Here is a 15,008-nt window from a genome sequence, read left to right on the forward strand (position 1 = left end):
GATTCGAACCCTCGATACGGGATAAACCGTATACTCCCTTAGCAGGGGAGCGCCTTCAGCCTCTCGGCCACCTCACCGTCTTGCGGTCGCTCATATTACTGTCAGGCAAAAATAAGTCAAACACTTTATTGAGAAAAAGTGCCTTTCCGCCCCCGGCTGGATACTTAATCACCAAACCGCTAACAAAAGCAACCTAAGCGGTACAACCTACTCTATTTCCTGACCAAACAAAGCTGGCCGCCAAAAAACAAAAAAGGCCAGCTTCAATGCCGACCTCTTTATAAAACAGGGTTTAGTAGTTACCCGAGCCTTGCGTTCCGGTATCTTTCTCTGCCTGTATCCGCATGTAAATTTCTTCACGGTGAACAGACACTTCTTTCGGCGCATTAACACCGATGCGAACCTGATTTCCTTTCACGCCAAGTACGGTCACTGTTACTTCGTCACCGATCATTAGCGTCTCACCTACGCGACGAGTCAAAATTAGCATTCGATTGCTCCTTGAGTAATCTTACTTTTAATTAGTTTAAACAAGGCCATTATTCATTCAACAATGTCCTTCGGGTTCATGGTCACTGCTCAAGAAACAGCGAGAAGTGGGCGATTATCCAGACTTTGACAATCAACCACAAACATTTTCTGCATCAGGCGTACAGCTCAGATCCTTCTCGAATCACTGTACATGACCACCCGCCCGAGCATCCACTGTCAGGTTCAACGACTCAATTGCCTGTAATTGTAGCACTTTCTTCATCATTGATGTCGACTGAACCACAGCCGACATCAGACACTTCAGTGCGAATGACCAGAATCAGAGACGTTCACTCAGCCAAGGCGACACACTTTCCAGCGCGGCAGGTAATGCACCGGCATCGGTACCACCAGCCTGAGCCATATCCGGACGACCGCCGCCTTTACCGCCAACCTGCTGGGCGACCATATTAATGAGTTCACCGGCTTTCACTTTGGCGGTCATATCCTTAGTCACACCTGCAATCAGGCCAACTTTACCATCGCTGACATTCCCCAGTACGACGACACCGCTTCCCAGCTTGTTTTTCAGCTCGTCTACCATACCACGGAGTGCTTTGTTATCTGCACCGTCAAGCTTCGCAATCAAGACCTTAGTCCCATTGATATCCTGTACCTGATTGATCAGGTCAGCACTTTCCTGAGCCGCCAGTTTGTCTTTCAGTTGCTGAATTTCTTTTTCCAGCTGCTTGTTCTGCGCCACCAATGCGCTGACTTTACTGGTCACAGACGCTGAATCAGACTTCAGCAGGCTGGCCGTTTCTGCCAGTTGACTGTCCTGCGCATGCAGCGCAGCAATCGCACCGGCACCCGTCACCGCTTCAATACGGCGGATACCGGCAGCAATACCACCTTCAGAAACAATCTTGAACAAACCGATATCACCGGTCTGACGCGCGTGAATACCACCGCACAGCTCAGTCGAGAAGTCGCCCATACTCAGAACACGGACTTCATCGTCATACTTCTCACCAAACAGTGCCATCGCACCTTTGGCTTTCGCCGCTTCGATATCCATGATGTGGGTTTCAATCACATGGTTCAGACGGATCTGCTCGTTGACGATACGTTCGATCTTACGCAATTGTTCCGGTTTGACCGACTCCAGATGCGAAAAGTCGAAACGCAGGCCGTCTGGTTTCACCAATGAACCTTTCTGAGCCACATGCTCACCCAGCTCCTGACGCAATGCTGCATGCAGCAGGTGCGTTGCGGAGTGGTTCAGGCTGATTGCAGCACGACGCTCTGCATCAACCACAGCGTTGAGGCTGTCGCCGACAGACAGGCTGCCTGCTTGCAGGACTCCCTGATGACCAATGGCATCACCAAACTTCTGGGTATCTTCAACACTGAAAGTCACCCCGTTGCCAGACAGGATACCGGCATCACCACACTGACCGCCAGATTCGGCGTAGAACGGTGTATGGTCCAGAACCACCAGCGCTTTTTCACCGGCAGCAATCGCATCCACGGCTTCGCCGTCACGGAACAGTGCAATCACCTTGCCTTCACCCTGTGTGCCTTCATAGCCACAGAATTCAGTTTCCGCATCCACTTTCACGCTGTCGTTATAATCCACACCGAACTGACCGGCTTCGCGAGCACGCTGACGCTGTGCTTCCATCGCATTATTGAAGCCTTCTTCATCAATGCTGAAACCGCGCTCACGTGCGACATCGTTGGTCAGGTCAGCCGGGAAACCGTAGGTATCATACAGTTTGAATACCGTCTCACCGTCCAGCACTTTGCCATTCAGTGTTTCCAGCGCTTCGTTCAGAATTGCCATGCCGCGATCCAGCGTACGGCCGAAATTTTCTTCTTCGATCCTCAGAACTTTCTCAACCACAGCCTGCTGTTGTTTCAGCGCGTCTCCCGCAGTACCCATAACCTCTGCGAGCGGACCAACCAGCTTGTAGAAGAACGCCCCTTTCGCACCCAGTTTGTTCCCATGACGAACGGCACGGCGAATGATCCGGCGCAGCACATAACCACGGCCTTCATTTGACGGCATCACACCATCAACAATCAGATACGCACAAGAACGGATATGGTCGGCGACCACACGCAGCGACTGATTCGACAGATCGTCGTAACCAATCACAGATGCCGCTTCTTTAATCAGGGTCTGGAAGATATCAATCTCGTAGTTGGAGTGAACGTTCTGCATGATGGCAGCCAGACGCTCAATTCCCATACCGGTATCTACAGACGGCTTCGGCAGCGGGTCCATGTTGCCATCAGCATGGCGGTTGAATTGCATGAAAACGATGTTCCAGATTTCAATGAAACGATCGCCGTCTTCTTCCGGAGAACCCGGAGGACCACCCCAGATGTGATCACCATGATCGTAGAAAATCTCAGTACACGGACCACAAGGACCAGTATCACCCATCTGCCAGAAGTTATCTGACTCAAAGGCTTTACCGCCTTCTTTATCACCGATACGGATAATGCGATCTTCAGGCAGACCAATCACTTTGTGCCAGATATCAAACGCTTCATCATCCGTCTGATACACAGTCACCAGCAGACGCTCTTTCGGCAGTTTCAGCACATCAGTCAGGAATGCCCAGCCGAACTGAATCGCATCTTCTTTGAAATAATCACCAAAGCTGAAGTTGCCCAGCATTTCAAAGAAAGTGTGGTGACGGGCTGTAAAACCGACATTTTCCAGGTCATTGTGCTTACCACCGGCACGTACACAGCGCTGCGCCGTGGTCGCTCGGGTGTAATTACGCTTTTCCAGACCCAGGAAAGTATCTTTAAACTGGTTCATCCCCGCGTTCGTAAACAGCAGGGTCGGGTCATTGGCTGGAACCAGTGACGAACTTTCGACTATCTGGTGGCCTTTACTTTCAAAAAACGTAAGAAACGCACGGCGAATCTCATCAGTGCTCATGTACATTTGAAAATCCTGAATAATGCTGTGTTAATCACCCTGCCTGCAACTGCGGTTCAGTTGTCTGCGGCTGCGCGTTAAAGTGCAGTCCGCCGCAGGTTTAATCAGACTAAGATAAAAGGTTTGCCGACTATTGTAAAACAACGCGGGTTTGACGGGAAATGTTCTGTTAACACATGAGAAAAATCAGGCTCAATATTCATCATCGACCGACAGCGCATAACGAATTTGATCAAAGTCGAATCCGCGAGACTGCATAAAGCGCAAACGGCGTGCTTTCTCTTTCGGGGTTTCCATCGGTGTTTCGCCAAATTTCCGCTGGGCAACACTTTTCGCCTGCTCGAACCAGTCAACGTCTGCTTCATCTAATGCGTGTCGGATACACAGTTCATGGACTCCCTTCATCTTCATTTCCTGCTGTATCCGCAGCTTGCCCCAGCCCTTTCCGATTCCGTTCCTAACCGCCATGGCTGCATAGCGCGCATCATCCAGCCAGTTATAATCCTGGCAATAAGCAATCGCCTCGCTGACTTCCTGTGCAGTGTAGCCTCGCTGTTTCAGCTTTTGCTGCAATTCTCGTTCAGCATGATCCCGGCGTGACAGATAGCCAACCGCCGCTTCTTTTGCTGATATTTTGGGAGCTTGTCTCCTCACCTGATGTCTCCCTCTTTCCCATGCTGTGACTGATTCACCCACGGGCTGATTGATAAAAACAAAGCGGGCACTGACTTTGGTGTTTCCACCGCCGTTCAGCGCCCGCTAAGAGAAGCCTGTTTGTTCCAACATTTCTGAACCAGGCTTATGTCTCTGGTTTAGAGATTAAAACGCATCGTCCTGCTGCGCTTCAAAATCTTCCGCCTCAGCACTGGTCGGTTCACCCGCCTCATCAGCCAGATTCGCCGGGTTCAGCAGTTGCTCACGCAATTGCTTGTCAATAACTTGAGCGATTTCCGGATTCTCCGCCAGGTACTTACAAGCATTGGCTTTACCCTGACCAATCTTATCGCCCTGATAGCTGTACCAGGCCCCGGCTTTTTCGATCAATTTCTGCTTCACACCCAGGTCAATCAGCTCGCCATTGCGGTTGAAGCCCTGTCCGTACAGAATTTGTGTATCCGCTTGCTTGAACGGCGCAGCCACTTTGTTCTTCACAACCTTGATACGGGTTTCGTTACCCACCACTTCGTCGCCTTCTTTAATGGCGCCGGTACGGCGAATATCCAGACGAACAGAAGCATAGAATTTCAGGGCGTTACCACCAGTTGTGGTTTCCGGGTTACCGAACATCACGCCGATCTTCATCCGGATCTGGTTGATGAAGATACACATACAGTTTGACTGCTTCAGATTACCCGTCAGCTTACGCATTGCCTGAGACAGCATACGCGCCTGCAAACCCATGTGAGAGTCGCCCATTTCGCCTTCAATTTCAGCTTTCGGCGTCAGTGCAGCCACGGAGTCAACAACAATCAGATCGACCGCACCGGAACGGGCCAGTGCATCACAGATTTCCAGCGCCTGCTCACCGGTATCTGGCTGAGAAACCAGCAGCTCATCGATGTTCACGCCCAGCTTCTTCGCATAGATCGGATCCAGTGCGTGCTCGGCATCAATGAAGGCACAAGTCTTTCCTTTACGCTGTGCCGCTGCAATTGTTTCCAGCGTCAGCGTTGTTTTACCCGAAGATTCCGGACCATAGATTTCAACGATACGACCCATTGGCAGGCCGCCCGCGCCCAGTGCGATATCCAGTGACAGAGAACCGGTCGAGATGGTTTCAATATCCATCGTACGGTTGTCACCCAGCTTCATGATGGAGCCTTTACCGAACTGCTTTTCGATCTGACCCAGGGCAGCGGCAAGAGCCTTCTGTTTGTTGTCGTCCATTCGACTCTCCAACGGATGCTAATTCATTCAATCAAAGTTGTGCTTAGTATACTGTCTATTCATACAGTGTCTAGCACTGGATGGCATTTTTTTCCGCTCCGGGGGATCCATCGGGCCGGATTGTGATCTTCACTGCATCGCATTCAGGCGATCCAAAATCCCTTGCAGCGCCCGCTCGACGGCCTGCTCACGCACGCTCCAGCGGTCACCGTCAAAATGGCAGGTCTCCACCAACATCCAGCCCGTCGCATCCGCCCAGGCAAAGCAGACCGTGCCAACCGGTTTGTCCGGCGTTCCGCCATCCGGACCCGCAATGCCGCTGATGGCGACACTGATCTGGCCTCGAGAGTAAGTCAGCGCGCCTTGCGCCATTTGTGACACCACAGGCTCACTCACAGCACCATACTCAGTCAGCGTGTCTGCCCGTACCCCCAGCATGTCCTGCTTGGCCTCATTGCTGTAAGTCACGAAAGCGCGGTCAAACCAGCCCGAGCTCCCGGCAACATCAGTGATTGCAGCAGATACACCGCCACCGGTACAAGATTCCGCAGTCACCGCCAGCCATTGCTGGTCTTTCAGTGCCTGTCCAACCTGTATTGCCAAAGATGTTCCTGTCATCTGCTTTCCTCCGTGCGCAGCCAATGCCGCCACCTTACTCGGTTGTCCATCCGCTATCAAGCCACAGAAATTCTTCCTCCCCCCTTTGCCCATCAGGGCCTTTCACGTATCCTAGGCAGCCTGATTTTTCTCGGTTTGAAGCGGGCGACAGCGTGACAGTACAAGGTTTAGAAAAACACACCCCCATGATGCAGCAATTCTTACGGATCAAGGCAGAAAACCCTGATGTCCTGCTGTTTTACCGGATGGGAGATTTCTACGAGCTTTTCTTTGACGATGCCAAACAAGCCTCTCAGCTGCTCGATATATCACTGACCAAGCGGGGCTCCAGCAACGGCCAGCCAATCCCGATGGCCGGTGTGCCTTACCACGCTGTAGAAGCCTATCTGGCCAAACTGGTCCAGTTAGGTGTGTCGGTGGCAATCTGTGAGCAGATCGGCGACCCGGCCACCAGCAAAGGCCCGGTGGAAAGACAGGTCGTGCGGATTGTCACGCCGGGTACCGTCAGTGACGAAGCGCTGCTGCACGAGCGGCGTGATAACCTGATTGCCGCAATTTTCTGTCAGAACGGCCGCTTCGGCTATGCCACACTGGATATCACCTCCGGCCGCTTCATGCTGACCGAACCCGAAACAGAAGAGGCGATGCAGGCTGAACTGCAACGCACCAGCCCGGTCGAGTTGCTGTACCCGGAAGATTTCCCGCTGCCCGGCCTGTTCAGCCATATGAAAGGCGCACGCCGTCGTCCGGTCTGGGAATTCGATCTGGAAACGGCCCGCCAGCAACTGACGCTGCAATTCGGCACCCGGGATCTGATTGGTTTCGGTGTTGAACAGGCTGAATTTGGCCTCTGTGCCGCAGGCTGCCTGCTGCAGTACGTCAAAGATACCCAGCGCACTGCCCTGCCGCATATTCGCGCCATCACCCGTGACAGCCAGGATGAGTCGGTGGTGCTGGATGCCGCCACCCGCCGAAATCTGGAACTGACCCAGAATCTGGCCGGCGGCACCGAAAACACGCTGGCTTCAGTCTTAGATCAGACTGCAACGCCGATGGGCAGCCGCCTGCTCAAACGCTGGCTGCATCAGCCGGTTCGCAACCGCCAGCAACTGAATCACCGGCTGGACGCCATTGGCAATCTGAAAGACAGTGGCATGTTTGCCGAGCTGGCTGAGGTCCTGCGCCATATGGGAGATCTGGAGCGGATTCTGGCCCGACTGGCACTCCGTTCAGCCCGTCCCCGGGATCTGGCCCGGATGCGGACCGCACTGCAACATCTGCCTCAGCTGGCAGAATTGCTGAATGAGCTCGACAGTGCCCATGTTCGCCAGCTCGCCGAATACAGCCAGCCAATGGATGAACTGTGCGCACTGTTAGAACGTGCCATTATTGAAAATCCGCCCGTCGTGATCCGCGATGGCGGCGTCCTGGCCCCCGGCTACAATGCTGAACTGGACGAATGGCGGGATCTGGCTGACGGCGCAACCAAGTTTCTGGAAGAGCTGGAAGAACGTGAGCGGGAACGCCACGACATCGACAGCCTGAAAGTCGGTTTTAATCAGGTCCATGGCTTCTATATCCAGATCAGCCGGGGCCAGAGCCACCGTGTGCCCAGTCATTACGTCCGTCGTCAGACCCTGAAAAACGCTGAGCGTTATATCATTCCTGAGTTGAAAGAGCATGAAGACAAAGTTCTGAATTCCAAATCCAAAGCACTGGCACTGGAAAAACAGCTCTGGGAAGCCCTCTTTGATCAGTTGCTGCCGCATCTGGCGCAATTACAGCAGACCGCATCAGCACTGTCAGAACTGGATGTCCTGGCAAACCTGGCTGAACGGGCTGATACCCTGAATTACTGTCGTCCGACCCTGAGTGACAAACCTGAGGTTGAAATCAGTGCTGGCCGCCATCCTGTCGTTGAGCAAGTGCTGGATGATCCGTTCATTGCCAACCCGATTTCGCTGCATCAGGACCGCCGCATGCTGATCATTACCGGACCGAACATGGGCGGTAAATCCACCTACATGCGACAGACGGCACTGATTGCCCTGATGGCTCATGTCGGCTCTTACGTCCCGGCAGATGCAGCCACCATTGGCCCGCTGGATCGGATCTTTACCCGGATTGGCGCCTCTGACGATCTGGCTTCCGGCCGTTCGACTTTCATGGTGGAAATGACCGAGACCGCAAATATCCTGCACAATGCGACGGAAAACAGTCTGGTGCTGATGGATGAAATCGGCCGCGGCACCAGTACTTACGATGGTTTGTCACTGGCCTGGGCCAGTGCTGAATGGCTGGCCGAGAAGATCGCTGCCATGACCCTGTTTGCAACCCACTATTTCGAACTGACAGAATTGCCTTCACTGCTTCCGGGACTGGCCAATGTCCATCTGGATGCGATTGAGCATGGTGACGAAATCGCCTTTATGCACGCGGTGCAGGAAGGCGCAGCCAGTAAATCCTTCGGTTTAGCCGTCGCCAGCCTGGCCGGGGTTCCGAAGTCCGTGATCAAGCGCGCGAAGCAAAAGCTGCAGCAACTGGAGGCTAGTGGCCATCAGCAGGCCATTGAGCAGCCAAGCCAGCAACACTCCGATAATCAGCAACTTTCACTGATTCCTGAGTCGAGTGAAGTCGAAGAAGCGCTGGCGCGTCTGAATCCGGATGAGCTGACGCCACGACAAGCGCTTGATGAGTTATACCGCCTGAAAGCACTGCTGTAATTCAGAACTCTCCCGATCAAAAAAGGACGCCGTGGCGTCCTTTTTTATTTTCTACTGAAATGCTCTCAACAAAGCTGTATTCACATTTCCTGATTAAACAGCGACTCGATATTCAAGCCCTGATGGGTCAGCATATCACGCAGACGGCGCAGCCCCTCAACCTGAATCTGGCGCACCCGCTCACGGGTCAGACCGATTTCCCGGCCAACATCTTCCAACGTTGAGGCTTCATAACCGAGCAGGCCAAAACGTCGGGCCAGTACTTCGCGTTGTTTCGGATTCAGCTCCTGCAGCCAGGTGACGATGGATGTTTTCATATCGTCGTCCTGAGTTGAAGTTTCCGGTCCGCCGCAACGTTCATCCGGAATAATATCCAGCAACGCTTTTTCTGAGTCACCGCCTATCGGATTGTCGACCGAACCGACGCGTTCATTCAGACGCAGCATCCGGTTCACATCATCGACCGACTTATCAAGCTGCAACGCAATATCTTCAGCGGTTGGTTCGTGATCCAACTTCTGAGCGAGCTCACGGGCAGTCCGCAGGTAGACATTCAGCTCTTTGACGACATGAATCGGCAGGCGAATTGTCCGGGTCTGGTTCATGATAGCCCGTTCAATCGTCTGACGGATCCACCAGGTTGCATAGGTCGAGAAGCGGAAACCACGTTCCGGATCAAATTTCTCAACCGCACGGATCAGGCCAAGGTTCCCTTCTTCAACCAGATCCAGCAGTGCCAGACCGCGGTTGCTGTAACGGCGGGAGATCTTCACGACCAATCGAAGGTTACTTTCAATCATGCGTTTGCGCGCCACTTCGTCACCACGCAGGGCACGACGGGCGTAAAGAACTTCTTCCTCGGCGGTTAAAAGTGGGGAAAAACCGATCTCACCAAGGTAAAGCTGAGTCGCATCTAATGCTTTCTGAGTGACAGTGTATGACGAGATGTCCAGCTCATCGTCTGCATCATCGATCTCTGATTTAGCGGAAATATCGGCTTCCTGCTCTTCGACATCGATCTCCATGTCATCATCAAACTCATCATAGTTTTCGATATCAGTAGCTGCATTACTTCTGCTCATAGCGCCTCCCAGATAGCATCTCACAAATCCGGTTCATCACGCTCGAGCAGTCTGTCAGTCTGGCAGGTACCTGAGCGGATTCACTGACTTGCCTTTGTAACGGATCTCAAAGTGCAGCCGGACACTGTTCGTTCCTGAGCTGCCCATCGCGGCAATTTTTTGCCCCGCGGTTACCGTATCTTGCTCCCTGACGAGTACCCGGTCATTGTGCGCATATGCACTGAGGTAATCGTCGTTGTGTTTGATAATGACAAGGTTGCCATAGCCCCTTAATGCATTACCGGCATAAACGACTTTTCCGGCTGCAGTGGCTTTGACGTCCTGGCCTCTGTGACCAGCGATATCAATGCCTTTATTGCCGTTTTCCTTATCGGAGAAACGGGCAATCACTCTTCCTTTCGTCGGCCATACCCAACTGTCAACCTTGTCAGCACCAGACTTTGAAGTCTTACCAGAATCGTCCTTCGGCTGGGCCTGGCTTGTAACAACTTTGTTACTTTTTGAATCTTGAGAGTACTCTTTTGTGGAAGGACGATCAACATCTTTCTTGACGCTTTTTTGTGCGATTTTAGTCGTAGATGTCGCCGGTTTTGGTGGTACTGTCGCCGGTTTGGGCGATGGCTTCACCACTGGCTTACTGACTGGGGCTGATTTGACAGGCGGTTTGATCACCGGAGCCGGCACCGAGGTCGCTGCGGTTGCAGGGACTGCCGTTGCCGCAACTGCTGGACCGACCACAACGGTGGGTTGATAAGGCACAACCTCACGTTTTGGCGGTTTGGGCGGCGCGGACGGTTTTTGGATGATTGGCTGAGTCGGCTGCACCGCAACCTTATGGCCAAACTGAGGCGCCACATACTTGGGCTTCCACAGGAAGAGTTTCTGGCCCGGGTAAATCGTATAAGGCGGAGCCAGCTGATTAATTGCAATCAGCTCATTGACATCACGTCCAGACAGATAGGCAATGAAGTACAGCGTGTCTCCTCTCTGCACTTCGTAAAAACTGCCGCGATAGCTTCCGGCTTCAGTATTCTCATAATTGGCGCCGGGCGGCGGATAAGTGGCACAAGCAGACAGCAGCAAGCCCGCTGTCAACATCACTGAGAGTCTGCGCTTCTTTCTGCTCATGCCATTCATCCGTTATGCCAGCTCCCCAGCAACTAAGGGAACAAAACGAACGGGAATAATATCGTCCGTGACAAACTGGCCGTCAATGAAACGAATACGCTTCAGAACCTGATAATCGTCGCCTACCGGAATGACCAGACGCCCTCTTTCAGCCAGCTGTCCGAGCAGTGCGGTTGGCACCGTTTCGGCGGCTGCGGTGACAATAATGGCGTCAAAAGGTCCTTTGCTGGCCCAGCCGAGCCAACCGTCACCATGCTTGGTGGATATGTTATGCAAATCCAGCTGCTTGAAGCGGCGCTTGGCCTGCCATTGCAGCGTTTTGATCCGCTCAACCGAGTAAACACGTTCGACCATCTGTGACAGAATGGCTGTCTGATAACCGGAACCGGTGCCGATTTCCAGCACCCGGGAATCCGGTTTCAGCTCAAGCAATTCCGTCATTCTGGCGACGATATAGGGTTGAGAAATGGTCTGCCCGCTGCCAATCGGCAGAGCATTATTTTCATAAGCTTTGTGTGACAGAGCCTCATCCACAAAATGTTCGCGGGGAACCCTGTCCATGACTTGCAGCACTTTCCGGTCAGCAATTCCCTGCTGACGCAAATATTCCATCAGGCTATGGCGTTGTTCCGCATAGCGCATTATCCGTTGTTCTCCACTTGTTTCATCCACTGTGTCAGCTCGTCCAGCACATCATGCGCTGTGAGATCGACCTGAAGCGGTGTAATTGATACCTGCTTACGTTCAATGGCGTAAAAATCCGTTCCGGGTCCGGCATCCTGACAACTACCCGGGGGGCCGAGCCAGTAGATCGTTTTGCCCCGGGGATCGACATCTTTCACCATTTTTTCCGCCCGGTGACGTGCACCTAAGCGGGTGATCTGCCACTCACCCAAATCGGACAGCGGAACATCAGGTACATTAATATTCAAAATCTTATTGCTGGGCAATGGCTGCATCTTGAGCCGCCCGATCATTTCCTTCACGACCTGCGCTGCCGTCGCAAAATGTTCACGACCAACGAGGGAGACGGCAATTGCAGGAACGCCCAGAAAATGACCTTCCGTTGCGGCAGCAACGGTGCCTGAATACAGGACATCATCCCCCAGATTTGCGCCATGATTAATACCTGCCACCACGATATCCGGTTTTTCGGTCAACCATTCATTCAGCGCGAAATGCACGCAATCCGTCGGAGTTCCTTCAACGGAGACTCTTCTGATCCCTTCTTCACGGACACGCAAAGGTGTCTCCAGGGTCAGAGAGTTCGAAGCCCCGCTGCGGTTCCGGTCAGGGGCAACCACATAAACCTCACCCAGCTCTTTCAGGGTATCGGCCAGAATATTAATTCCTTCAGCAAAGATACCGTCATCGTTACTGATCAAAATTCGCATATCTGCCATCCTTTTGCTCTGGCTCATCGATCAGCTCCCGCATGACAGCCGTCGCAAAACAGCCAGCCGGCAAAGAAAACTGAACCACAAGCGAATTTTCTTCCAGTTGCCAGTCCATTTCTGACGGACGCAGCATCAGCGGACGGCGTTCGTGCCGCATCCGGTTATCACGGATCAGCTTCAGCAACAGGGGTTCCTGCTCAATGACCTGCATTTCAAAGGCCGCCACCTCTCCCAGACTCGGTAAGGCGTTGTCCCCCATCATTGGCGCAGTAATAAACAAGGTTCCGTTGTCGACCTGCGCCTGTAATTCCGGCGTTACCTGCTCGACCACGTCCCAGCCTTCACTGTTTACAGCCTGAACACAGTCACCGGCCAGCAGCAGCCCAGATTGACCTTGAGCAATCCGCTGGGAGAGCACCTGATTGAACAGCCAGGAACGGGCCGCAGAGAGGTAAAAACTGCGCTTGCTCTTATCCCGGACCCGAAACTCATCGTTCCCCCAGGCACGGGCTTTCACCACATTATTGCCGTCGTGACCAAAGCGTTGAGCGCCAAAATAATTCGGGACACCCTGTTGCTGAATTTTCACCAGGCGCGATTCCAGCTCCTGCGGTTGTGTCAGCTCAGTCAGGCGCAACTCAAAATGGTTGCCGGCCAGATCGCCCGGACGCAGTTTCTTATCATGTCGGTCTGTCGCAAGCACTTCCACACCCGGATGTTCAGCAACAAACTGAGTCAAATCCGGATCCGGTTTACCCGGCAGATGAACGCTCAGCCACTGTTCTGTCACCGCATGCCGGTCTTTCAGACCCGCCCAGCTGACATCCCGGGATTTCACACCGCATGCTTTCGCCAGTTCATTGACCACATACTTGGTGTTTTCACCGGTTTTACGGATCTTCACCATGAAGTGCTCACCACTCCCGGCAAAGTCAAAACCCAGCTGCTCTTTTACAATAAAATCTTCCGGGCGGACTTTACTCCGGCCCTCACAGACAGGCTTGCCATTCAGCCAGCTCAGGCTGTCCATATCAATTGTCATAGTTTTTCCGTTCAACAGAAAGTCACTGCGTTACAGAGAACGCAGCAGAACGACCGCTTCGCAGGCAATGCCTTCTTTGCGACCTGTAAAGCCCAGACGCTCAGAGGTCGTGGCCTTTACATTAATATTATCGACTGTTGTTTCCAGATCGTCGGCAATCCGCTGACACATCTCATCAATGTAAGGTGCCATTTTCGGTGCCTGGGCAATAATGGTGACATCCAGATTCCCAAGACAGTAGCCTTTAGCCTTCACTTTGGAATACACATCGCGGAGCAGCATCCGACTGTCCGCGCCTGCCCACTCGGCATCGGTATCCGGAAAATGACGGCCGATATCACCGGCACCAATGGCACCCAGCAGCGCATCGCACACGGCATGCAGGGCAACATCCCCGTCAGAGTGAGCAATCAGGCCATATTCATAAGGCACTTCAACACCACCGATGATGACCGGGCCTTCGCCGCCAAATTTATGTACGTCAAAACCGTGTCCAATTCGCATTACGCCTGCTCCTTACATCTTTGCTGCAGGTAAAATTCAGCCAGTACAAGGTCTTCCGGCTGTGTCACTTTCAGATTATCGGCCCGGCCCGGAACCAGCGTTGGTGCAAAACCACAATATTCTAACGCCGAGGCTTCATCGGTGATCACAGCCCCCTCGGCCAGAGCTTTGGCCATGGCATCACGTAACCTGCCCACCTGAAACATCTGCGGTGTAAGCGCGTGCCAGAGATCCGTCCGGTCAACCGTCGTTGCGATCGCCTGATGCCCATTGCCCCGTTTCATCGTATCGCGCACCGGCGCAGCCAGAATGGCACCATCCCGGCTCTGTCTGGCCTGTGTAATTAAGCGGGTAATATCATCCTGATGCAGACAGGGACGCGCGGCATCATGGACCAGCACCCAGTCGTCGTCTGCCAGCACCGCCAGACCGGCAAAAACCGAATCAGCACGCTCAGCGCCGCCCGGCACAACCACGACTTCCGGGCGGTGTGCCAGCGGCAGTTGTTTAAAATAGGGATCGCCGTCGCTGATCGCAATCACAACCCGGCCTATCGCGGGATGCTGCAACAGGCAGTCCACCGTATGTTCTAAAATCGTTTTGCCTGCAATGGTCAGATACTGCTTGGGGCGGTCAGCCTTCATCCGGCTGCCGATACCCGCGGCAGGAACGACTGCAGTTAAGGTTTGAGTCATGGTTGGTCTTACTGCAAAAATAACGTCAGAGTGTGCCCTCAGGGCGTATTGTCACCCACGATGCGGAAAAAGGTTTCTCCCGGCTTGATCATGCCCAACTCATGGCGGGCACGTTCTTCAACAGCTTCCAGCCCCTGATGTAAATCATTAATTTCCGCATACATCTGCTGGTTTCGTTGTCCCAACTCCGCATTGGCTTTTTGTTGTAACGCGACATTTTCAGTCAGCGCCATGTAATCAGACATGCCATTCTTGCCGAGCCAGAATTCGTACTGCAGCCAGGCTAGGACTAACAGCAACACAGCACAGAATACACGCATGCAAGCCTCGTTCTTGGTTGATTGATTCAGACCGGCAGGCCAGATTTTCAGCCCCGGAATGGCTAATAATCCCATAAAGCGCCCGGTGTGACCAGTTCCTGCACCGCCATTCGGACATAAAAAAGCCGCTCTGTATGAGCGGCTTATCATTCTGTGTCAGCAGTGCTGACGAAAGGAAGAGA

The 15,008-nt window shown here is 53.1% G+C and carries 14 protein-coding genes; 1 reads left to right on the forward strand and 13 read right to left on the reverse strand.

Features of this window, described 5'->3' with window-relative positions; all coding sequences use genetic code 11:
* Positions 1-292: 292 nt before the first annotated feature.
* The 5 genes from csrA to pncC form a co-directional block, all read right to left on the reverse strand.
* Positions 293-490 carry a carbon storage regulator CsrA gene (gene csrA, locus ACYP03_RS21530; RefSeq protein ID WP_027253546.1) on the reverse strand — a complete coding sequence of 66 codons (198 nt, stop codon included), beginning with the start codon at positions 488-490 and terminating at the stop codon, positions 293-295.
* Positions 491-811: 321 nt separating this feature from the next.
* The gene (gene alaS, locus ACYP03_RS21535) at positions 812-3,436 is read right to left on the reverse strand and encodes an alanine--tRNA ligase (protein WP_459782062.1); all 2,625 of its coding nucleotides are present in this window, start codon (positions 3,434-3,436) and stop codon (positions 812-814) included.
* A gap of 186 nt (positions 3,437-3,622) precedes the next feature.
* A complete protein-coding gene (recX, locus tag ACYP03_RS21540) occupies positions 3,623-4,084 on the reverse strand; it encodes a recombination regulator RecX (protein ID WP_459782063.1) in 462 nt (153 codons plus the stop codon).
* A 165-nt stretch (positions 4,085-4,249) separates the two neighbouring features.
* Entirely contained in the window at positions 4,250-5,317 is a 1,068-nt protein-coding gene (gene recA, locus ACYP03_RS21545; RefSeq protein WP_248144060.1) for a recombinase RecA, read from the reverse strand.
* A gap of 129 nt (positions 5,318-5,446) precedes the next feature.
* Positions 5,447-5,935, reverse strand: coding sequence for a nicotinamide-nucleotide amidase (pncC, locus tag ACYP03_RS21550; protein ID WP_459782064.1), 489 nt, complete (start codon positions 5,933-5,935; stop codon positions 5,447-5,449).
* Between the two features lie 185 nt (positions 5,936-6,120).
* On the opposite strand from pncC, the gene mutS reads away from it, so the two are divergent.
* On the forward strand, positions 6,121-8,658 hold the full coding sequence (mutS, locus tag ACYP03_RS21555) for a DNA mismatch repair protein MutS (RefSeq protein ID WP_459782106.1): 2,538 nt from the start codon (positions 6,121-6,123) through the stop codon (positions 8,656-8,658).
* Between the two features lie 80 nt (positions 8,659-8,738).
* Here mutS and rpoS read toward each other — a convergent pair whose 3' ends face one another.
* The 8 genes from rpoS to ftsB are packed head-to-tail and all read right to left on the reverse strand — an operon-like array spanning position 8,739 to position 14,826.
* The gene (rpoS, locus tag ACYP03_RS21560; RefSeq protein WP_248144057.1) at positions 8,739-9,740 is read right to left on the reverse strand and encodes an RNA polymerase sigma factor RpoS; all 1,002 of its coding nucleotides are present in this window, start codon (positions 9,738-9,740) and stop codon (positions 8,739-8,741) included.
* Between the two features lie 54 nt (positions 9,741-9,794).
* A complete protein-coding gene (locus ACYP03_RS21565) occupies positions 9,795-10,877 on the reverse strand; it encodes a peptidoglycan DD-metalloendopeptidase family protein (protein ID WP_459782065.1) in 1,083 nt (360 codons plus the stop codon).
* A 3-nt stretch (positions 10,878-10,880) separates the two neighbouring features.
* Entirely contained in the window at positions 10,881-11,510 is a 630-nt protein-coding gene (locus ACYP03_RS21570) for a protein-L-isoaspartate(D-aspartate) O-methyltransferase (protein ID WP_248144054.1), read from the reverse strand.
* Positions 11,510-12,262: a 5'/3'-nucleotidase SurE gene (gene surE / locus ACYP03_RS21575; protein ID WP_248144052.1), complete on the reverse strand. Its 753-nt coding sequence runs from the start codon at positions 12,260-12,262 to the stop codon at positions 11,510-11,512. Before surE ends, ACYP03_RS21570 begins: the two co-directional genes overlap by 1 nt.
* Positions 12,243-13,307: a tRNA pseudouridine(13) synthase TruD gene (truD, locus tag ACYP03_RS21580; protein WP_248144050.1), complete on the reverse strand. Its 1,065-nt coding sequence runs from the start codon at positions 13,305-13,307 to the stop codon at positions 12,243-12,245. The genes surE and truD overlap by 20 nt, the downstream gene beginning before the upstream one ends.
* A gap of 30 nt (positions 13,308-13,337) precedes the next feature.
* Positions 13,338-13,811, reverse strand: a complete 474-nt coding sequence (gene ispF, locus ACYP03_RS21585; RefSeq protein ID WP_248144049.1) for a 2-C-methyl-D-erythritol 2,4-cyclodiphosphate synthase — start codon at positions 13,809-13,811, stop codon at positions 13,338-13,340.
* Positions 13,811-14,506, reverse strand: coding sequence for a 2-C-methyl-D-erythritol 4-phosphate cytidylyltransferase (gene ispD / locus ACYP03_RS21590; RefSeq protein ID WP_330961866.1), 696 nt, complete (start codon positions 14,504-14,506; stop codon positions 13,811-13,813). The genes ispF and ispD overlap by 1 nt, the downstream gene beginning before the upstream one ends.
* 38 nt (positions 14,507-14,544) lie before the next feature.
* Entirely contained in the window at positions 14,545-14,826 is a 282-nt protein-coding gene (ftsB, locus tag ACYP03_RS21595) for a cell division protein FtsB (protein ID WP_248144208.1), read from the reverse strand.
* Positions 14,827-15,008: the final 182 nt, after the last annotated feature.

The organism is Photobacterium sp. R1 (genome assembly GCF_054600795.1).